The sequence below is a fragment of the Kocuria sediminis genome, from assembly GCF_009735315.1.
Classification (GTDB): Bacteria; Actinomycetota; Actinomycetes; order Actinomycetales; family Micrococcaceae; genus Kocuria; species Kocuria turfanensis.
Genome location: NZ_WOGU01000005.1, coordinates 224,663 through 243,095 on the forward strand (window position 1 = coordinate 224,663; position 18,433 = coordinate 243,095).

Consider the following 18,433-nt stretch of genomic DNA (forward strand, 5'->3'; position numbering starts at 1 on the left):
GGGTGAGTCGGGGCGCTTCCGCCTATGCCATCCTGCAGATCGAGTCCGTAGCCAGTACGCACCGATGGCGAGGCTTTAGGCCCACCGTGGAGGAATGTCCCCATAAGTGTGATCACGCACGGGGCGACACGCCACCGCTATTTGCAGTCGTAATGCCAAGATGAGAAGACGCCCCCGCCGGCGCCTCATCCCCCATTCTGGAGGCCCCCGATGCTTTTCGGACTCTTTTCCCGTGCCCGCACTGCTGTTTCCGAATCGCTCGCTGCCCGTGGCCAGCACCGGGCTACCGCCGCCTCTGTGGTTGTGGCAGGACTGCTCCTCGCCGGTGGCGTGATGCCTGCCGAAGCCGCGGGTACCTACAGCGCCCCGTTGCGCACCGCGGTGAAGTCCCTCCCTGTGGCTGGGGAGAACAACACCGGCTACGACCGGGACCGGCAGTTCGGCGACTGGAACGACGCCAACCGCGACTGCCAGAACACGCGGGCCGAGGTGCTGCAGAACGAGTCCAAGGTGAAGACCAGCTTCACCACGGCCAAGCGCTGCACCGTCAAGGGCGGGCGCTGGGTCACCACCTGGGACGGGAAGACCCACACCTCGGCCACTACCGTGCAGATCGACCACACCGTGCCCGTCCACGAGGCCTGGGGATCCGGGGCCCGGTACTGGACCAAGGCCAAGCGGGTGGCGTTCTACAACGACCTCGGGGACCACCGCACGCTCAGCGCCCAGACCTCCAAGCTGAACTCGACCAAGCAGGCCCGCGGCCCCGAGGCGTGGATGCCGCCGAAGCACCGCTGCGCCTACATCGGGGAGTGGGTGGCAGTGAAGCATCGCTGGGGCCTCAAGGTCGACAGCGCCGAGAAGGCCGCCCTGACCCAGATTGCAGGCTCCTGCCCCAACGTCACCCTCACCGTCAGTAAAGCCTGATCGCCGATCGAAAGCCGAGCGCCTTGCGGCAAAGCCTTGAGCACTGCTGTGCCCGGGGTGCCCACGGCGTTTCGGGAGGTCTAGTGGTGAATTAGAAGCAAGGGAATGCTGCACAGTCGGATTCACAACCAAGACGTCACCGCCAGAGAAGCCCGGAAAAGCTGGATCTACAGGCTGGTATCTGCCCCTGAATAGGACGCTCAGCGCTGGTTCGTGGCCCATCCTCGGTGTTATGCGGGCCGCCGAGGAGTTCAACGCAATGGGATACCGGCCCGGTGCGCTTTGGCGTCACCATGCACCCTGGTTGTGAGCACACAAAAGTATCAGCCCGTGCGGGATTAATCGGCTAGTGGCCCGCATCACACCTCCGTAGCGTTGAGGGCATCGCGCACCGGCTGCCCGCTCTTCTGCTCGCCAGGTGCATCCCACCTGGTGTCCACGAAGGAGTGCCCGCATGTTCGGCATGCCCCGCCGCCTGCTCTTCGGCTATCTCGCCCTCGCCGTCTTCATGACCGGTGATGGTTTTGAGCTCACGTTCCTGTCCCGCTTCCTCGTCGAGAACGGCTTCACGCCCACCCAGGCCGGCCTCGTCTTCACCGTCTACGGCCTGGTGGTCGCCGTCTCGGCGTGGACCACCGGCGTGCTCGCCGAGGTCGTGGGCGCCAAGCGCCTCATGGTCCTCGGCGGCGTGCTCTGGATGGTGCTGCACGTCCTGTTCCTCACCGTGGGGCTGCAGAGCGTGCTCGGCACCATCCTGATCTACAGCCTGCGCGGGGTCGCCTACCCGCTGTTCATGTACTCCTTCGTGGTGCTCATCGCGCAGTCGGTGCACCCCAGCCGCCTGGCCTCGGCCATGGGCTGGTTCTGGGCCTCCTTCTCCCTGGGTATCGGCGTGATGGGCGCCTACGTGCCCAGCCTGCTGGTCCCGGTCATCGGCGAGTACGCCACCCTGTGGGCGTCCCTGCCCTTCGTGGCGGCCGGCACCCTGATGTGCGCCTTCCTCGTCCCCGGCGCCCCGCCCGAGACCGACCTCTCCCAGCAGCTGCACGGCGCCGAGCGCACCCGCGAGCTGCTGCGCGGGGTGACCATCCTGGTGGAGAACCGGCAGATCGCCCTCTCCGTGGTCATCCGGGTGCTGTGCAACCTCACCCTCTACGCCTTCCCGATGATGATGCCGCTGTACCTGACCACCGGCGAGATCGGCGGCGCGGCTTGGTTCTCCCTGCCCGAGTGGATGATGCTGTGGGCGATCATGAACACCCTCACCATCGGCGCCAACATCGTCTGGGGCCGGCTCGGGGACCGCTACGGCTGGATGCGACAGATGCGCTGGTTCGGCTTCGGCGGCATGGCGATTGCGGTCCTGGCCTTCGCCTACGTGCCGGTGTGGTTCGGCCCCAGCTTCCCGCTGATGGTCGGGGCCGCCGTGCTCTTCGCCCTGTCCGTCACCGCGTTCGTCCCGATGGGCGCGATCTTCCCGGCCCTGGCCCCCGAGCACCGCGGGGCGGCGATCTCCGCCCACAACCTCGCCTCCGGGCTGACCACGTTCCTCGGCCCCGGCATCGCCACCCTGCTGCTGCCCGTCCTCGGCCCGGTGGGCGTGTGCTGGGTCTTCGCCGGCCTGATGCTCCTGGGCACCGTCACCACCTTCTTCATCCACCCGCCCCAGCCCGGCATCACCTCCGACGACGGCCGGATGCTGCCGCGCCGCGAGCGCCTTGCCGTCGCCGCCTGAGGAGACCTGAGACCATGAACCCCACGACGCTCACCACCACGAGTCCTGCGACCACCGCCCCGAAGACCTCGAACACCCAGGAGAGCCCCATGGACGCCGTCGTCCTCGAACGCCAGCACGAGATCCAGGTTCGCCCCGTCCCGGGACTGCGCCCGGTGGGCCCCGGCGAGGTGCGCATCGGCGTGCACACCGTGGGCATCTGCGGCAGCGACGTCCACTACTTCACGCACGGTCGGATCGGGCCCTACGTCGTCGAGGCGCCGATGGTCCTCGGCCACGAGGCCTCCGGCACGGTGCTGGAGGTGGGGGAGGGCGTGGAGCACCTCGCCGTGGGGGACCGGGTCTGCATGGAGCCGGGCATCCCCAACCCGCGCTCGCGCGCCGCGCGGCTGGGCATGTACAACGTGGATCCGGACGTGCAGTTCTGGGCTACGCCGCCGGTGGACGGCTGCCTGCAGCCCGAAATCATCCACCCCGCCGACTTCACCTACAAGCTCCCGGAGCAGCTCTCGCTGGAGGAGGGCGCCCTGGTCGAGCCCTTCGCCGTGGCGGTGCACGCGGTGACCAAGGCCGGCCTGGCGCCGGGCGACGTCGTCGTGGTGGTGGGCGCCGGCACCATCGGGGTGCTCACCGCCATCGCCGCCGCCGCGAGCGGGGCGTCCCGGGTGTACATCTCGGACGTGGCGCCGGAGAAGTTCGCCAAGATCGAGGCGTATCCGACCATCCATGCCGTGGACGTCTCCCGCCAGGACCTCGGCGAGGTGGTGCGCGAGGCCACCGACGGCTGGGGCGCGGACGTGGTCTTCGAGGCCAGCGGCAGCCCGCACGCGTTCGGCAACCTGTGGGAGATCCCCGCCCCCGGCGGGACCGTGGTGCTGATCGGCATCCCCGTGGACCCGGTGCCGCTGGACGTCGCCGCCGCCCAGGCCCGAGAGCTGCGGATCGAGACCGTGTTCCGCTACGCGAACTCCTATCAGCGGGCGATCGAGCTCGCCGCGTCCCCGGCGGTGGACCTGGGCGCCCTGATCAGCGCCACCTATTCGTTCGAGGAGGCCGTGGCCGCCTTCGAGCGCGGCGCCGAGGGCCGGCCCACCGACACGAAGATCCAGATCCGGGTGGCCGGAGCCTGACCGTGGCTACCGCCGCACGGAGCACGACGCCGGAGGACGCCGCCTCCCCGGTCCGGGAGCTGGTGATCCCGGACCCGTCGAGCTCCGTGCGGTGGCACGAGCACGACTGGCCCCATCCCCTGGCCCGCTGGCACTACCACCCCGAGGTGGAGGTGCACCTGATCCGGGAGTCCTCCGGGACGGTCATGGCGGGCGACTACGCCGGGCCCTTCGGTGCCGGCCACCTCAGCATCATGGGCTCCTTCCTGCCGCACAACTGGATCTCCCACCGCGACGACGACGCCGTGGTCCGCAACCGGGACGCCGTGCTCCAGTTCGACCAGGAGCGGTTCTTCGCCGCGGCCGGGACGCTGCCGGAGCTCGAGGCCCTGCGGCCGCTGCTGGAGGCCGCGGCCCGGGGAATCGAGTTCACCGGCCGGACCGCGCTCGCCGGTGCGGCGGCGCTGGAGGCGGTGAACGGGACGTTCGGGCTCCGCCGGCTGGCCGCGGTGGCGGAGCTGCTGGGCGTCCTCGCCGAGTCCCCGGAGTCCGAGCGGCGCTACCTCGACAGCCACGGCGGGTCCTACCGCCTGGACGCCGACGAGGCCGAGATCTTCAACCGGGCGCTGGGCTACATCACCGAGCACCTGGACGGGCGGATGCTCGTGCCCGAGGTGGCCGAGGCCGTGGGGCTGAGCCGGGACGCGTTCTCCCGGCTGTTCGCCAGGGCCACCGGTGTGGGCTTCAACCGCACGGTCACCCGGATGCGGCTCACCGAGGCCTGCCGGCTGCTGCGCGGCACCGACCTGCCGGTCTCGGACATCTGCTACCGGGTGGGCTTCACCAACCTGTCCAACTTCAACCGGCACTTCCGCGCCACCACGGGCACCACCCCGTCCCGGTACCGGCGGCTCGACGAGGTCTGAGCGCGGCCGGTCCGGTGCGCCGCGACCGCCTCACCGGTGCGAGGATGGTGGGCATGCATTGGCGTCCGCGCGGCCTGGTCCGCTCAAGTGACCGTCCGGGCTCGCGCCGGCTGCCCCGGCGGCTCGTCCAGCTCTACGCCGGCCTGGTGCTCTACGGCATCACCATGGCGCTGTTCGTGCGGGCGGAGCTCGGCGTCATCCCGTGGGACGTGCTTCACCAGGGGCTCTCCCGGCAGCTCGGGGTGAGCATGGGCACGGTCGTCATCGCCGTGAGCCTGCTGCTGCTCCTCGTGTGGATCCCGCTGCGCGAGCGGCCCGGCATCGGCACCCTCAGCAACGCGGTGGTGGTCGGGCTGGTGCTCGACGCGACCCTGGCGGTGCTGCCGCCGGTCGAGTCGCTGCCGGTGCGGGTGCTGTTCGTGCTCGCGGGCGTGCTCCTCAACGCCGTGGCGACCGCCGCCTACATCGGGGTGCACCTGGGGCCCGGTCCGCGGGACGGGCTGATGACCGGGCTGGTGCGGCGCACCGGAGGGTCGGTGCTGATCGTGCGCACCTCGATCGAGGTGGTCGTGGTGGTCGCCGGGTGGCTGCTCGGCGGCACCGTGGGCCTGGCCACGGTGCTCTACGCGCTGGCCATCGGGCCGCTGGTCCAGGTGCTGATGCCCCGGCTGAGCGTGCCGCTCGACCGCTGACGTCGCCCCCGAGGCCCAGGACCGGCGGCTCCTGCCGGTGCCGCGGTCCGGGGCGTCGGATCCACCGTGCGGGTCAGACGGGCCACGGCGAGGGGTGGCGGAGGATCACTGCGGGGAACAGAATGGCCCGTGTCGCCGGGACCGCCCCGGCCGCGACTCGTCCGGGGGGAACGGAGACGCACCATGCACTCAGGAACTCGATCATTCACGCGCCGGGGGCGCCTCGCGGCGGCCCTCACGGCGCTGCTTCTCGCAGTGGGCGGTGCCGGCACGGCCGCCGCGGCGCCGACCTCCGCCGTCGAAACCACCGATCCGGCGGTCACCCGCCTGCAAGCCGATCTGGACGCGCTGGCCGCCCAGGTGCCGGGGGAGCTGGGACTCGTGCTCCTCGATCCGGCCGGTGGAGAGGTGGTGACCCGCAACCCGGACCGCTCCTTCACCAGCGCCAGCCTGTACAAGCTCTTCCTGGCCCACGCCGTCCTCGACCGGGTGGACCGGGGTCTGATCGCCCTGACGGACACCGTGCCGGGCACGACCTTCACCGTCCGGGAGGCCGTGGAGCGGATGATCACCTGGTCGGACAACGTCTCCGGCGCGGCCCTCGGGCGGTGGCTCGGCTGGCACGAGGTCCAGGTGTTCGCGCAGGGGCAGGGCTTCGAGTCCACGACCTACGACCCGGACACCGGGGAGGCGCGGACCGTGGCCATGACCACCACACCGGACGACGTCGCCGACCTCCTCGACCGGCTGCGCGGAGGCGAACTCCTCTCCGGGCCCTCGACCACCCTGCTGCTCGGCTTCCTCGCGGCCCAGCAGCTGGACTACGCCCTGTCCACGGGACTGTCCCCGGACGTGGAGTTCGCGCACAAGACCGGCCTGCTGATCCAGGTCTCGCACGACGCCGGGCTCGTGCGGCTGAACGGCAAGGAGTACGTGGTGGCCGTGCTGACGGACGGCTGGTCCGGCTACGACGACGCGAGGCCGTGGTTCCGGACGGCCGGGCAGGCGATCGACGCCTACCTGCACGCAGCAGCGGCAGCCTGACCGCCGGGGAGCTCGCCGGGCATCGGTGACCGACTCCCGGCCGGGCCGGGTCAGTGGGCGCGACGCGCGACGGCGGGAGGCGGTCCGAAGCCGCTCACGGCGTCCCGCAGGCACCGGGGGGCGCCGTGCTCGGGCTGGTGGATCCGCTGGGGGCCGCCCGAGGCCACCCAGCGGTTGAGCGCCTCCGCGCGGTCCGCGTCCTCGAGCCCGCTCAGCCACACGGTGGGGCCGACCTGCCCGCTGGGCCCGTCCCGTCGGGCGATGGCGACCAGCGAGGCCATCTCGCACCGGCCCATGCACGACGACGAGATCAGCACGGCTCCTGCCGTGCCCCTCACCACCTCCTGGAGGTGCTCCACCTGATCGGCCGTCCCGGTCAGCCGGCGCAGGCCGGCGCACCGGTGACCCTGGCACACGGCGACCAACGGCCCGCCGGCATCGGTGGGGGTCCTGCTGGGGGTGCTCTTGCCACTCATGGGGGGTGCCTCCCGGGTCGAGGGGCGAGGTCGTAAGCCGATGGATCCGGTGACCCGCCCGTGTCGGATTAGTTGTTGAGAATGAAACTCATTACCATCACATCGTGTGGAGTCGATATTGGCAAGGGGGACGCATGGGTGACGGGACCGGTACGGAGCTGCGGGACCTCGAGGTCTCCGTGGCCGGACAGCCGTTGCTGCACCACGTGGGCCTCCGGGTGCAGCCCGGCCGGCGGGTGGCCCTGCTCGGGGCCTCGGGCTCGGGCAAGTCGCTCACGGTGCTGGCGTTGCTGGGCCTGCTCGGGCCGCAGTTCCGCGTGCAGGGCACCCTGCGGGTCGACGGCCGTGAGCTGCCCTGGCGTCAGGCACCGGGGCGGCGCCCGGGCATGGCGGCGGTCTTCCAGGACTCCCAGGCCGCGCTGAACCCCGTGGTGCGCCTGGACCGGCAGCTGCTGCCCGCCGTGGCCCGCCGCCGCCGGACCGGCGCGGCGGAGGCCGGTCGGATCGTGGCGGAGCTGCTGCGCGAGGTCGGCTTCGAGGACCCGGAGCGGATCCTGCGGGCCCATCCCTCCCAGCTCTCGGGCGGGCAGCGACAACGCGTGTGCCTGGCCCTGGCCCTGGCCTCGGCGCCGGACCTGCTGGTGGCCGACGAACCCACCACGGCCCTGGACATGATCAGCCAGCGGCAGGTCGTCGAGGCCCTGCGCCGCTGCACGGGGCCGGGGCGCAGCGCGCTGCTGTTCATCACCCACGACCTCGCGGTCGCCGCCGACCTCTGTGACGACGTCGTGGTCCTCGAGCGGGGGCGGGTCGTCGAGGCCGACCCGATGCCGCAGGTGCTCCGGTCGCCCCGGGCGGCGTTCACCGTGGCCCTGGTCGCGGCCGCCCGCGCCGGCCTCCGGCCCGCCGCGGCGCCGCAGGAGCCGGACGCACGCACCGGCCTCGAGCCCGTCGCCGTACCGCTGGGCGCGGTCTCGTGACCCGGCAGGCAGGGCCGACGACGCTGCGCGGCACCGGACTCACCCGGACCTACCGCACCCGCTCCGGGGAGGTGACCGCGGTGCGCGGGGTCGAGCTCGAGGTGCGCGAGGGCGAGGCGCTGGGCGTGGTGGGCCCCTCCGGGTCGGGCAAGTCCACGCTGCTGTCCCTGCTCCTGGCCGTGGAGCGCCCGGACCGGGGCGAGGTCCTCTTCGACGGCGCGCCGCTGACGGGCCGGCAGCAGATCCGGCGAGCCCGGCAGGCCGTGCAGCACATCCCGCAGGACCCGGCCTCCAGCATCGATCCGCGGCGCAGCGTCGAGCGCCAACTGCGGGAACCGCTGCGGCGCTTCCGCGTCCCGGGCGACCACCTGCGCCTGGTCCGGGACGCCCTGGAGCAGGTGGGGCTCGGCGCCGAGCACCTGGGCCGGCGGGCCCACGAGCTCTCCGGCGGCCAGGCCCAGCGCGTGGCCATCGCCCGGGCCCTGGTGACCCGCCCCCGGATCCTCCTGGCCGACGAGGCGGTCAGCGGCCTCGATCTGCCGCTGCGCCACCAGGTCCTGGACCTGCTGCGGGACCAGCACGAGCACCGAGGTCTGGGGCTGCTCTTCGTCTCCCACGACCTCACCGCGGTCCGTTCCCTGTGCGAGCGCGCCCTGGTCCTCGACCACGGGCAGGTGGTGGAGGAGGGCTCTGCCGACCGGCTCCTCGAGAGCCCCCGCCACTCGACGACGCGGCAGCTGGTGGACGCCGTGCCGCGCCTGCCCGCCTGAGACCTGCCCTCCCCGACCGTTCATCGCCCACCACACCGAAAGAGCCTTCTGATGCCCCCTCGCTCCTCCGTCCCCGTCCACCGTTCCGCCCGCGGAGCCACCGGCCTCGGGCTGGCCGGGGTCGGCCTGCTGCTGCTCACCGGCTGCTTCGCCGAGGGCTCCGGCGCCTCCTCCGCCGAGGGCTCCGGCGACAGCACCGACGCCCGCGTGGAGCTGGCCATGCTCCAGCCGCCGCGCTCGGGGCTGTCCCCGCTCAGCGACGACGCCTTCAAGCTCTCCCGCTGGTCCACCGCCGAGACCCTGGTCCGGCTGGACGAGGCCGGGGACGCCCAGCCGATGCTGGCCACCGCGTGGGAGCAGGTCGACGACACCACCTGGTCCTTCACGATCCGGGACGGGGTCACCTTCCACGACGGCACGGAGCTCACCGCCGAGAACGTCGCCGCCTCCCTGGACCGGGCCGTGCAGGCCGAGCCCGCCCCGCGCATCCTCGACGGAGTGGAGATGACCGTGGCGGCCGAGGGCGACACCGTGCGGGTCACCACCGCCGAGACCGACCCGCTGGTCCCGCAGCGGCTGTCCAGCCCGCAGCTGTCCGTCCTGGCCCCGGCCGCCTACGAGGGTGCCGCGGTGGACCCGGTGGGCCACGGCACCGGACCCTTCGAGCTCACCGCCGTGGACGGCACCTCCGGCGCCACCCTGGAGCGCTACGACGACCACTGGAACGGCGCCGCGGCCGCCGCCGGCATCGACGTGTCCTTCGTGCCCGACGGCACCGCCCGGGCCGCCGCGCTGCGGACCGGGGAGGCCGACGTCGTCGAGGCCGTGCCGGTGGGCCAGGCCGCCCAGGTGGAGGAGGACCTCCTGGAGGAGGTGCCGATGCCGCGCACCAACACCCTCTACCTCAACACCGGGGAGGGCCCGTTCGCCGACCCCGCCCTCCGCGCGGCCGCCCGCGAGGCCCTCGACCCGCAGAGCGTCGTGGACGGCGTCTACGAGGGCCGGGCCGACGTGGCCGCCGGCCTGCTCGGACCCGCCATCCCCTACGCCGCGGAGGGCCGCGACACCGACGCCTACCGCGAGCGGCTCGCCGACCGGCCCGAGGCCGGGGACCCCGCCGGGCGGAAGATCACCATCGGCACCTTCACGGACCGCGCCGAGCTGCCCGAGGTCGCCGTGCAGCTCCAGCAGCAGCTGGAGAAGGCGGGCTTCGAGGTGGAGCTCGACGTCCGGGAGTACCAGTACATCGAGACCGACGCGATCGAGGGCGCGTTCGACGCCTTCATCCTGTCCCGGGCCACCGTGCTGGACTCCGGGGACCCGGTGGCCTACATGGTCAGCGACTTCGGCTGCGAGGGCTCCTTCAACATCTCCCAGTTCTGCTCGGAGGCCGTCGACGCCGCCCTGGACACGGCCGGGAAGGCCGCCCCCGGCGAGGAGCGCCGGACGGCGATCATGGCGGCCGAGGCCGCGATCCTCGCCGAGGACGCCGCGATCCCGATGCTCCACGAGCGCGTCATCCAGGGCGAGCAGGACGGCGTGGCGGGCGCGGCCCGCGACCCCCGCGAGCGCGAGCTGATCACCGCCCAGACCAGCGTCGCCGAGTGAGGGTCCGGGGAGGGGCGGCGGCCCTCGTCTCGCGGGTCGTGGCCTTCACCGCCGTCGTCGTGCTGATCGGCGCCCTGCCGTGGCTGTCGGGCAACAGCCCGGAGTACACGGTCCTGCGCGCCCGCTACGCCGACCGGGAGGCCACCCCCGAGGTGCTGGCCCAGATCCGGACCGAGCTGGGCCTCGACCGCGGTCCGGCCGCGGTCTTCGCCGACTGGGCGTCCGGGGTCCTCACCGGGGACTTCGGCACCTCCTGGATCAGCGGCCGGCCGGTCCTGCCCGGTGTGCTGGAGGCCCTGGGGGTGTCCGTCACCCTGATGGGTGCGGCCCTGGCCGTGGCCCTGCTCGTGGCCGCCCTGACCTGCGTCCCCACCGTCCGCGTCGGGCTGGCCGGGCGCCCCGCCCGCGGGGCCGGGGCCGCGGCCGCCGCGCTGACCGCGCTGCCGGAGTTCCTCCTGGCAGCCGTCCTGCTGATCGTCGTGGCGGTGTGGTGGGGCTGGCTGCCGCCCTACGGGTGGCGCGGCCCGCAGCACGTGGTGCTGCCGGCCCTGGCCCTCGGGCTGCCCGCGGGCGGGCTGATCGGGCGGCTGCTCAGCACCGCGCTCGCCGGGGCGTTCACCGAGCGCTGGGTGCACACCTGGGCGGTGGCCGGGCACTCCCGGGCCCGGATCGCCCGCGCCGTCCTGCACCGGGCGCTGCCCGGAGTGATCGGGCAGGTCGCGCTGGTCGTCGTCGGGCTCACGGGCGGGGCCGTGGCGGTCGAGGAGGTCTTCGCGATCCCCGGCCTGGGCCGGTCCCTGCTGGGGGCCGCCGCGGCCCAGGACATCCCGGCCCTGCAGGCCGGGGTGCTCCTGCTGCTCGTCCTCGCGGCGGCCCTGGGGGCCCTGGCCGCCCTCGTCCGCCGGTCCCTGCTCGGGCCGGCCGCCCGCTCCGGGGACCTGCCCGTCCCCGGCCCCCCGCCGGCTCCGCGCCGGTCGTGGTGGGTGGTGCCGGCGGTCTCCGCAGGCGCGCTGCTCGCTGTGATCGTGGCCGGGCTGCTCCGGGACCCCTACACCTCCGCCCACGCCCGGCTCGAGGCGCCGTCCTGGGCGCTGCCGCTGGGGGCGGACGCCGCCGGCCGGGACGTGCTGGCCCGGGTGGGCCACGGCGCGCTGGACACTCTCGGCCTGGCCCTGGCCGTGGTCGCCGCGTGCCTGTTGACCGGGCTGCTCGTCGGGATGGCCGGGGTGTGGTCCACCGGCCCGGTGGAGGTCACCAACGCGGCGCCCCCGATCATCGCCGGCATCCTCGTCGTCGCGGTGGCCGGGCCCTCGGCGGCCGGGGCCGCCGTGGCCGTCGCGCTGGTGAGCTGGGCGCCGCTGGCCGCCCACACCGCCGCCCTGGTGGCCGAGATCTCGGCCCGCCCCTACGTGCGGGTGCTGCCCCTGCTGGGCGCGGGGCGCGCGCGCATCCTGGCCGGCACGGTCCTGCCCACCCTGCTGCCCGAGGTGGCCCGGCACGCGGTCCTGCGCCTGCCCGGCACCGCCCTGGCCATCGCCGCGCTCGGCTTCCTGGGTCTGGGGCAGCAGCCGCCGGCCCCGGAGTGGGGGCTGCTGCTGGCCGAGGGCATCGGCTACGTCGAGCGCGCCCCGTGGACCGTGCTCGGTCCCGCCGGGGCGCTGGTGCTGGCCTCCGTCCTGGCCGTCTCGCTCTCCAGCGCGGAGAGGGCGCGGCGGGTCTCCCGTCCCGGACCGGGGCATGCCGCCGTGGCCCCCGTGCCCGGTCCCGGCCCGGAGTCCACGGGGTCCGCAGGGAGTGCGGGCGCTGCCGAGCGGGCGCGGCAGCTGCAGACCTGATGACGTGCTCGCCCGGCGGTGCCGGCGTCCGGGCGGCCGGGGCCGGTCTCGCCCGAGGGCTGGGCGCCGTGGGCTCATCTCGAGAATGCGCGAACGGCCGCTGCCGGACCGGGGTCCGGCAGCGGCCGTCCGTCGTCGTCCGGGCTCAGCCCTGGCGGGCCTTCATCCGGGGGTTCTTCTTGTTGATGACGAAGGTGCGGCCGCGGCGGCGGACCACCTGGGCGCCGGGGACCTTCTTCAGGGCGCGCAGCGAGTTGCGTACTTTCATGTCGTCCTCCTGATTGTCGTGCTGGTCGTCGTGCTGGTGGCGGAGTCCGGTGCGGACCACCCGGGTTCAGTGGGGCGAGCTGATGCCGAACGGGTCGGTCAGCCCGGTGATCCCGGCCCGCAGCTCCTCCTCCGTCAGCTGGCACGCGGCGGGCAGCCCGGTCAGCTCGGCCGCGTCCAGATCGGCGCCCGTGGCGGCCAGCACCGTGGCGTGCTCCCCGGGAGCGGCCGGCACCGCGTCCGCGCCGGCAGCCTCGGCGGTCCCGTGCGGGTCGCGGAGCTCGAGGCGGGGCGCCGCCGGCCACGGCCCGGCGTTCTCCAGCCACACCCGCGGGCCGACGCCCTGGACGAGGATGCGGTGCTCCGGGGCCACCGCCAGGCAGACGTGCCCGCGCAGCCAGCAGCAGCCCGCTGCCAGCGCGGAGAGCGCGTGCCGGAAGCGCTCCGGGTGCAGCGGGCGCTCCACCCGGTGCACCACGGTGGTGAACGGGGAGGACGGCGTGCCCCGGGGAGGTTCCAGGCACCCGGAGGCGACGCGGTGCAGGGCCTCGGCGGGACGGTGGCGTCCCGGGCGGATCTCCGCGCCGTGCTCGACGACGTCCGCGTGCCGGGCCAGCTCCCGCAGCAGCTGGACACCGCGGGCGCGCTGCTCGGCGTCGACGGGCACCAGCTCGGGATCGGCCAGCAGCACCGTGTCGGCGAAGGCCAGCTCCTCGACGAGGAACTCCCCGCAGGTCCGCTCGTCCCCGTCCACGGCGGTGCAGCCGGCCTCGGCGAGGGACTGCCCGTCCCAGATGCGGTCCTCCACCGCGGCGGGGGAGCAGGCGAGCACCGCCGACTCCACGGCCGGCGGCCGGTCCAGCAGGTGCTGCAGGGCGCGGGTCGCCGTGGAGGTCGGCACTCCCGGCGACAGGCCCACGACCACGCGCTCCGCCCCGGCCTCCTGCAGGCGGGCGAGGGCCGGGACGAGGTCGAGGCGGACGGCGCAGCTGGGGCAGCCGTGCTCCAGCGGAGTCGTCTCCCGCTGGGCGGCGAAGCCCGGCCGGAGCGTCCGGCGGACCACCGTGCCGTCGTCGAGCAGGTCCTGCAGCACCACGACGGCGCGGGGGAGGGCCTCCGCGAGGGACGCGCAGGCCCGCCCGCGGCTGAGGGCGTCCAGGGAACTGACCATGACGAGGTGCATGCCCGCCACTCTACATAAGAACCATTCTCAAAGAAAGAACGGCTGCCGGCCGTCGGCGAATTGACCATCGTTCTCATTTTCTTGAGAATGGGTCTCATGAAACTGCGATCCACGCCGGCGACCCCGGCTCCGGGGGCCGGTCCGGCGATCCGCACGGAGGGACTCACCGTGGCGTTCGGCGCCACCCCCGTGCTGCGCGGGGTGGACCTGTCCGTGGCCGACGGCGAGGCCGTGGCTCTGATGGGCGGCAACGGCTCCGGCAAGTCGACGCTGCTCAAGGCCCTGCTCGGCATCGTGCCCGTCGCATCCGGGGAGGCCCGGCTGTTCGGCGCCGACGTCACCGTCCGCCGGAGCGTGCCGTGGTCGAGCATCGGCTACGTCCCCCAGCGCGTCGGCGTCGGCGCCGGGGTGCCGGCCACGGCGCTGGAGGTCGTGTCCGCCGGGCTGACCGGCCACCGGCGGCTGCGCCCGGGTGCCGGCGCCCGGCGCGCCTGCCTCGACGCGCTCGAGCAGGTCGGCCTGGCCGACCGGGCCGGCGAGAGCGTGGCGATCTTCTCCGGCGGCCAGCAGCAGCGGGTGCTGATCGCCCGGGCGCTGGTGCGGCGCCCGCGGCTGCTGCTGCTGGACGAGCCGCTGTCCGGGGTGGACCAGGTCTCCCGGGAGGCCCTGGCCCGCATCCTGGCGCAGCTGCGGGCCGAGGGCACCACGCTGCTCGTCGTGCTGCACGAGCTGGGCGGGCTGGCCCCGCTGCTGGACCGCGCCGTGGTGCTGCGCCACGGGCACGTCGTCCACGACGGCAGCCCCCCGCAGCCGGCCCCGGGCCACGACGCCCCCGACCACGAGCACCTGCACCTGCACGGGGACGTGCCCGCCGCCGTTCCCTCCGCTCCCGATTTCCACGGAAAGCCGCAGTGACCATGATCGAGACCCTCACCGCCATGCTGGCCAGTCCGCTGATGCAGCGCGGTCTGCTGATCGCCGTCCTGGTCGGGGTGTCCGCGCCGGTGATCGGCACCTACCTCGTGCAGCGGCGCCTGGCCCTGCTCGGGGACGGCATCGGCCACGTGGCCCTGACCGGGGTGGCCATGGGCTGGCTGGCGGGCTCCGCGGCCGGGCTCACCGCGCACGACGCCCTGGCCGTGCCCGGCGCGGTGGTCGCCGCCGTCGTGGGCGCGGTGCTCATCGAGGTCATGCGCACCCGGGGACGCACCAGCGGCGACGTCGCGCTGGCCCTGCTGTTCTACGGCGGCATCGCCGGCGGGGTGCTGCTGATCGGGCTGGCCGGCGGGACGTCGGCCAACCTCACCGGCTACCTCTTCGGCTCCATCGCCACCGTCACCACCACGGACGTCTGGCTCACCGCCGGACTGGCCGCGGTGGTCCTCGGCGTCGGGCTCGGCCTGCGCCCGGCCCTGTTCTCCCTGTGCCACGACGAGGAGTTCGCCCTCGCCACCGGGCTGCCCGTCCGGGCGCTGAACATCCTGGTGGCCGTCATGGCCGCCCTCACCGTGTCCGTGTCGATGCGCGTGGTCGGCGTCCTCCTGGTCTCGGCGGTGATGATCGTCCCGGTCGCCGTCGCCCAGCTGCTCACCCGCTCCTTCGCCGGGACCATGGGCACGGCCATGGCCGTGGGGGCCGCGGTGTGCGTGACGGGCCTGTCCATCACCTACTTCCAGCCCCTGTCCCCGGGCGCCATGATCGTGGTCCTGGCCATCGGCTGCTACGTGCTCGCCCTGCTCGTCCGCCCCCTCCTGGTGCGCGTGCGGCCCCACGGCGGGCCCCACGGCGCGGAGGAGATCCACGGCGTCGAGGACGACCTCCAGCTGCGAGGAGCATGACCATGTCCCGGACCACACGGCAGCGCTCCGCCCTGACCGAGCTGCTGGAGCGGACCTCCGAGTTCCGCTCCGCCCAGCAGCTCCACGCCATGCTGGCGGAGCAGGGGGAACCGGTCTCCCTCGCCACCGTCTACCGCAACCTCAGTGCCCTGGCCGAGGCCGGGGAGGTGGACGCCCTCGCCGCCCCGGGCGGAGAGATGCGCTACCGCCGGTGCGCCCGCACCGAGCACCACCACCACCTGGTGTGCCGCCGCTGCGGGCACACCGTGGAGGTGGCCGAGACGGCGGTGGAACGGTGGGCCGCCCAGGCCGCCCGCCGGCACGGCTTCACCGACGTCGCGCACGCGATCGAGCTCCACGGGATCTGCGGGGCCTGCCGGTCGGCCGTGTCCTGAGCTCCTCGGCGGCGACCCTGGATTGACAACGGTTCTCACTTTTCACGAGAATCGTTCTCATGACCCCTCGTCGCGCTCTCGTTGCTCCCCTCTCCCTGGCCGCCGCTCTCGCCCTCTCCTCCTGCGCCGCGGACTCCACCGACCCGTCGGCGGCCACCGCCGGCGGTGGATCGGGGGAGGCGCTGACCGTGCAGGCGTCCTTCTACCCGCTGCAGTACGTCACCGAGCGCGTCGGCGGGGACCTCGTGGAGGTGGAGTCGCTCACTCCGGCCGGGGCCGAGCCGCACGACCTGGAGCTGTCCCCCGCAGCGGTCGACGGGCTGCGCACCGCGGACGCGGTGGTCTACCTCTCCGGGTTCCAGCCGGCGGTCGACGACGCCGTGGCCCAGGCGGCCCCCGAGCACGCCCTCGACGCCGCGCACGCAGGAGTGGAGGGCGAGGAGGCCCACTCGGCGGAGGAGCACGCGGCCGCGGACGAGTCCCACAGTGCCGAAGCCCACAGCGGGGAGGAGCCCGCCGAGGCGGCCGGTGAGGACGGCCACGACCACGGCGGGGAGGACCCGCACTTCTGGCTGGACCCCGAGCGACTCGCCGCGGTCGCCACGGAGGTCTCCCACGAGCTGGCCGAGGTGGACCCGGACAACGCCGCCACCTACGAGTCCAACGCCGAGCAGCTGACCACGGAGCTGACCGCCCTGGACGAGGAGTTCACCGAGGGACTGGCCACCTGCGAGCGGGACACCATCGTGGTCGCCCACGAGGCCTACGGGTACCTGGCGGACAAGTACGGCCTCGAGCAGGTGGGCATCGCCGGGCTCGACCCCGAGACCGAGCCCTCCCCGGCCCGGCTGGCCGAGATCGGCGAGATCGTCGAGGCCGAGGGCGTCACCACGGTGTTCTCGGAGTCCCTGGTCAACCCGAAGGTCGCCGAGACCCTGGCGGCCGAGCACGGGGTGGAGACCGCCGTGCTGGACCCGGTGGAGGCCCAGGCCGACGAGAACGCCGACTACCAGCAGGTCATGCGGAACAACCTCGAGGCGCTGCGCACCGCGCTGGACTGCGCGTAGGGCGGCGGCGGTCCGCGCGGGCCCGGTCCACGACCGGTCCCCGGCGGCGTAGCGTAGGGCGTCCGGGAACGGCCAGCACACGGTCGTCCCGCCGCCCGCCGAACGCCAAGGAGACAACACCCGTGGAACCCCTGCCGCTGGAGCCCCTCACCCGATTCCTCGCCGTGGACCGCGCCGAGGACCTCGCCGGGCTGGCCGCGCGGATCCCCGGCTCGGGCTTCCTGTGCTTCTACCCCAACGACGAGGAGTACGCCGGCTTCGTCGACGGGACCGGCCGGCTCTGGCTGCGCGGCGACGACGCCAGCCCGGCCCGGGAGCTGCTGGAGGTGCTCGAGCCGCCGTTCCGCATCGCCTATCCCGTGGCCCCGGCCGTCACCGGCGACGAGGAGGCGGTGGTCTCCGCCGGGGTGCTGCAGACCCCCGAGGAGCTGGAGGACTACCGGGCCCGCTTCGCCGACCTGGAGGGCGGCGTGGACCTGGACCACCAGGCCCACGCCGTGGACGCGAACGGTCAGCACTGGACCCTGATGGTCGGACCCGATCCCGCGACGGTGCTCGCCCTGTGCGTGGGCCGCGACGAGGACGGCAACCCCTTCTCCGAGCAGATCGCCTTCGACGCGCAGTCCCTGCCGCTGCCGGTCACCGTCGTCGAGCTGGACTGAGCTCGGGGGCCCGAGCCACCGACGGCCCGCTCCGCGCCCGCGCCGCCGGCACCGGTGGCGCTCCGGCCTAGGATGGTGACATGTCTGACATCAGTCGTCTGCTCCATCTCGCCTCCATCCGCCTCGACGAACCGGTGGACGACTGGCGTGCCGCCATCAGGTGCGCCGGCGGGCTCCTCGAGCGACAGGGCGCCATCAGCGCCGAGTACACCCGGGCCATGATCACCAGCGTCGAGGAGAACGGCCCGTACATCGTCGTCGCCCCCGGGTTCGCCTTCGCCCACGCCCGGCCCTCGGAGGCCGTGCACCGCACGGCGATGTCCTGGGTCCGGCTGGCCCACCCCGTCGAGTTCGGGCACGCCTCCAACGACCCCGTGAGCCTGGTCGTCGCCCTCTCGGCGACGGACCGCAAGGAGCACCTGCAGGCCATGCGGCAGCTGGCCACCCTGCTGGCTGCGCCGGAGACCCGGACGGCCCTGGACCGGGCGGCGACACCCGAGGAGGTGCTCGCCCTGCTCGGACAGGACGCCCCGGCGCCTGCGGCGACCGGATCGGCGCCCGCGACGGCGGCACCTGCGTCCGTGGAGACGTCGGGCACGACGACGGGGGCGGTCACGGAGAGCCGCCACAAGATCCTCACCGTCTGCGGCAACGGGCTCGGCACGAGCCTGTTCCTGAAGAACACCCTGGAGCAGGTGCTCGACCGCTGGGGCTGGAGCCCCTACCTCACGGTCGAGGCCACCGACACCATCTCGGCCCGCGGCAAGGCCAAGGAGGCGGACTTCATTCTCACCTCCGGGGAGATCGCCCGCGCCCTGGGGGACGTGGGCGTGCCCGTGAGGGTGATCGAGAACTTCACCAGCACCACCGAGCTCGACGCCGCCATGCGCGACCTCTACGACGTCTGAAAGCAGGCCCG

The 18,433-nt window shown here is 73.7% G+C and carries 19 protein-coding genes; 16 read left to right on the forward strand and 3 right to left on the reverse strand.

The features are described from left to right. Positions 1–381 precede the first annotated feature (381 nt). The 6 genes from GMA12_RS08015 to GMA12_RS08040 all read left to right on the forward strand — a co-directional run bounded on the left by GMA12_RS08015 (position 382) and on the right by GMA12_RS08040 (position 6,433). On the forward strand, positions 382–927 hold the full coding sequence (locus GMA12_RS08015; RefSeq protein ID WP_370830779.1) for an HNH endonuclease family protein: 546 nt from the start codon (positions 382–384) through the stop codon (positions 925–927). Positions 928–1,381: 454 nt separating this feature from the next. Further along, positions 1,382–2,662 (forward strand): MFS transporter, encoded by a 1,281-nt coding sequence (locus GMA12_RS08020; RefSeq protein ID WP_156268847.1) that lies wholly within the window; start codon positions 1,382–1,384, stop codon positions 2,660–2,662. Between the two features lie 14 nt (positions 2,663–2,676). Beyond that, positions 2,677–3,792: an NAD(P)-dependent alcohol dehydrogenase gene (locus GMA12_RS08025; RefSeq protein WP_156268849.1), complete on the forward strand. Its 1,116-nt coding sequence runs from the start codon at positions 2,677–2,679 to the stop codon at positions 3,790–3,792. A gap of 2 nt (positions 3,793–3,794) precedes the next feature. After that, entirely contained in the window at positions 3,795–4,697 is a 903-nt protein-coding gene (locus tag GMA12_RS19540) for an AraC family transcriptional regulator (RefSeq protein ID WP_206064654.1), read from the forward strand. 53 nt (positions 4,698–4,750) lie between these two features. Further along, positions 4,751–5,389: a membrane protein YczE gene (yczE, locus tag GMA12_RS08035; protein ID WP_156268851.1), complete on the forward strand. Its 639-nt coding sequence runs from the start codon at positions 4,751–4,753 to the stop codon at positions 5,387–5,389. Between the two features lie 183 nt (positions 5,390–5,572). Further along, positions 5,573–6,433, forward strand: coding sequence for a serine hydrolase (locus GMA12_RS08040; protein WP_156268853.1), 861 nt, complete (start codon positions 5,573–5,575; stop codon positions 6,431–6,433). Positions 6,434–6,483: 50 nt separating this feature from the next. On the opposite strand, the gene GMA12_RS08045 is transcribed toward GMA12_RS08040, so the two are convergent. Further along, on the reverse strand, positions 6,484–6,909 hold the full coding sequence (locus tag GMA12_RS08045) for a hypothetical protein (protein ID WP_156268855.1): 426 nt from the start codon (positions 6,907–6,909) through the stop codon (positions 6,484–6,486). A 134-nt stretch (positions 6,910–7,043) separates the two neighbouring features. On the opposite strand from GMA12_RS08045, the gene GMA12_RS08050 reads away from it, so the two are divergent. The 4 genes from GMA12_RS08050 to GMA12_RS08065 are packed head-to-tail and all read left to right on the forward strand — an operon-like array spanning position 7,044 to position 12,102. Continuing rightward, positions 7,044–7,889, forward strand: a complete 846-nt coding sequence (locus GMA12_RS08050) for an ATP-binding cassette domain-containing protein (RefSeq protein ID WP_156268857.1) — start codon at positions 7,044–7,046, stop codon at positions 7,887–7,889. Then, positions 7,886–8,659, forward strand: a complete 774-nt coding sequence (locus tag GMA12_RS08055; protein ID WP_370830789.1) for an ABC transporter ATP-binding protein — start codon at positions 7,886–7,888, stop codon at positions 8,657–8,659. The genes GMA12_RS08050 and GMA12_RS08055 overlap by 4 nt, the downstream gene beginning before the upstream one ends. Positions 8,660–8,710: 51 nt before the next feature. Further along, the gene (locus tag GMA12_RS08060; RefSeq protein ID WP_206064656.1) at positions 8,711–10,267 is read left to right on the forward strand and encodes an ABC transporter substrate-binding protein; all 1,557 of its coding nucleotides are present in this window, start codon (positions 8,711–8,713) and stop codon (positions 10,265–10,267) included. Then, a complete protein-coding gene (locus tag GMA12_RS08065) occupies positions 10,264–12,102 on the forward strand; it encodes an ABC transporter permease subunit (RefSeq protein WP_162459625.1) in 1,839 nt (612 codons plus the stop codon). The genes GMA12_RS08060 and GMA12_RS08065 overlap by 4 nt, the downstream gene beginning before the upstream one ends. A 145-nt stretch (positions 12,103–12,247) precedes the next feature. On the opposite strand, the gene ykgO is transcribed toward GMA12_RS08065, so the two are convergent. Continuing rightward, entirely contained in the window at positions 12,248–12,370 is a 123-nt protein-coding gene (ykgO, locus tag GMA12_RS08070) for a type B 50S ribosomal protein L36 (RefSeq protein ID WP_026544400.1), read from the reverse strand. Positions 12,371–12,436: 66 nt separating this feature from the next. Further along, positions 12,437–13,552, reverse strand: a complete 1,116-nt coding sequence (locus tag GMA12_RS08075; protein ID WP_156268859.1) for a GTP-binding protein — start codon at positions 13,550–13,552, stop codon at positions 12,437–12,439. Between the two features lie 96 nt (positions 13,553–13,648). On the opposite strand from GMA12_RS08075, the gene GMA12_RS08080 reads away from it, so the two are divergent. From GMA12_RS08080 to GMA12_RS08105, 6 genes are all read left to right on the forward strand, one after another. Beyond that, positions 13,649–14,467, forward strand: coding sequence for a metal ABC transporter ATP-binding protein (locus GMA12_RS08080; RefSeq protein WP_156268861.1), 819 nt, complete (start codon positions 13,649–13,651; stop codon positions 14,465–14,467). A 2-nt stretch (positions 14,468–14,469) separates the two neighbouring features. Further along, positions 14,470–15,390: a metal ABC transporter permease gene (locus GMA12_RS08085; RefSeq protein ID WP_156268863.1), complete on the forward strand. Its 921-nt coding sequence runs from the start codon at positions 14,470–14,472 to the stop codon at positions 15,388–15,390. Positions 15,391–15,392: 2 nt separating this feature from the next. After that, positions 15,393–15,785, forward strand: coding sequence for a Fur family transcriptional regulator (locus GMA12_RS08090; RefSeq protein ID WP_370830794.1), 393 nt, complete (start codon positions 15,393–15,395; stop codon positions 15,783–15,785). 59 nt (positions 15,786–15,844) lie between these two features. Then, the gene (locus GMA12_RS08095) at positions 15,845–16,852 is read left to right on the forward strand and encodes a metal ABC transporter substrate-binding protein (RefSeq protein ID WP_156268867.1); all 1,008 of its coding nucleotides are present in this window, start codon (positions 15,845–15,847) and stop codon (positions 16,850–16,852) included. Between the two features lie 122 nt (positions 16,853–16,974). Next, a complete protein-coding gene (locus GMA12_RS08100; RefSeq protein ID WP_156268869.1) occupies positions 16,975–17,514 on the forward strand; it encodes a hypothetical protein in 540 nt (179 codons plus the stop codon). A gap of 80 nt (positions 17,515–17,594) precedes the next feature. Next, entirely contained in the window at positions 17,595–18,422 is an 828-nt protein-coding gene (locus GMA12_RS08105; RefSeq protein WP_156268871.1) for a PTS sugar transporter subunit IIAB, read from the forward strand. The last annotated feature ends 11 nt before the right edge of the window (positions 18,423–18,433 follow it).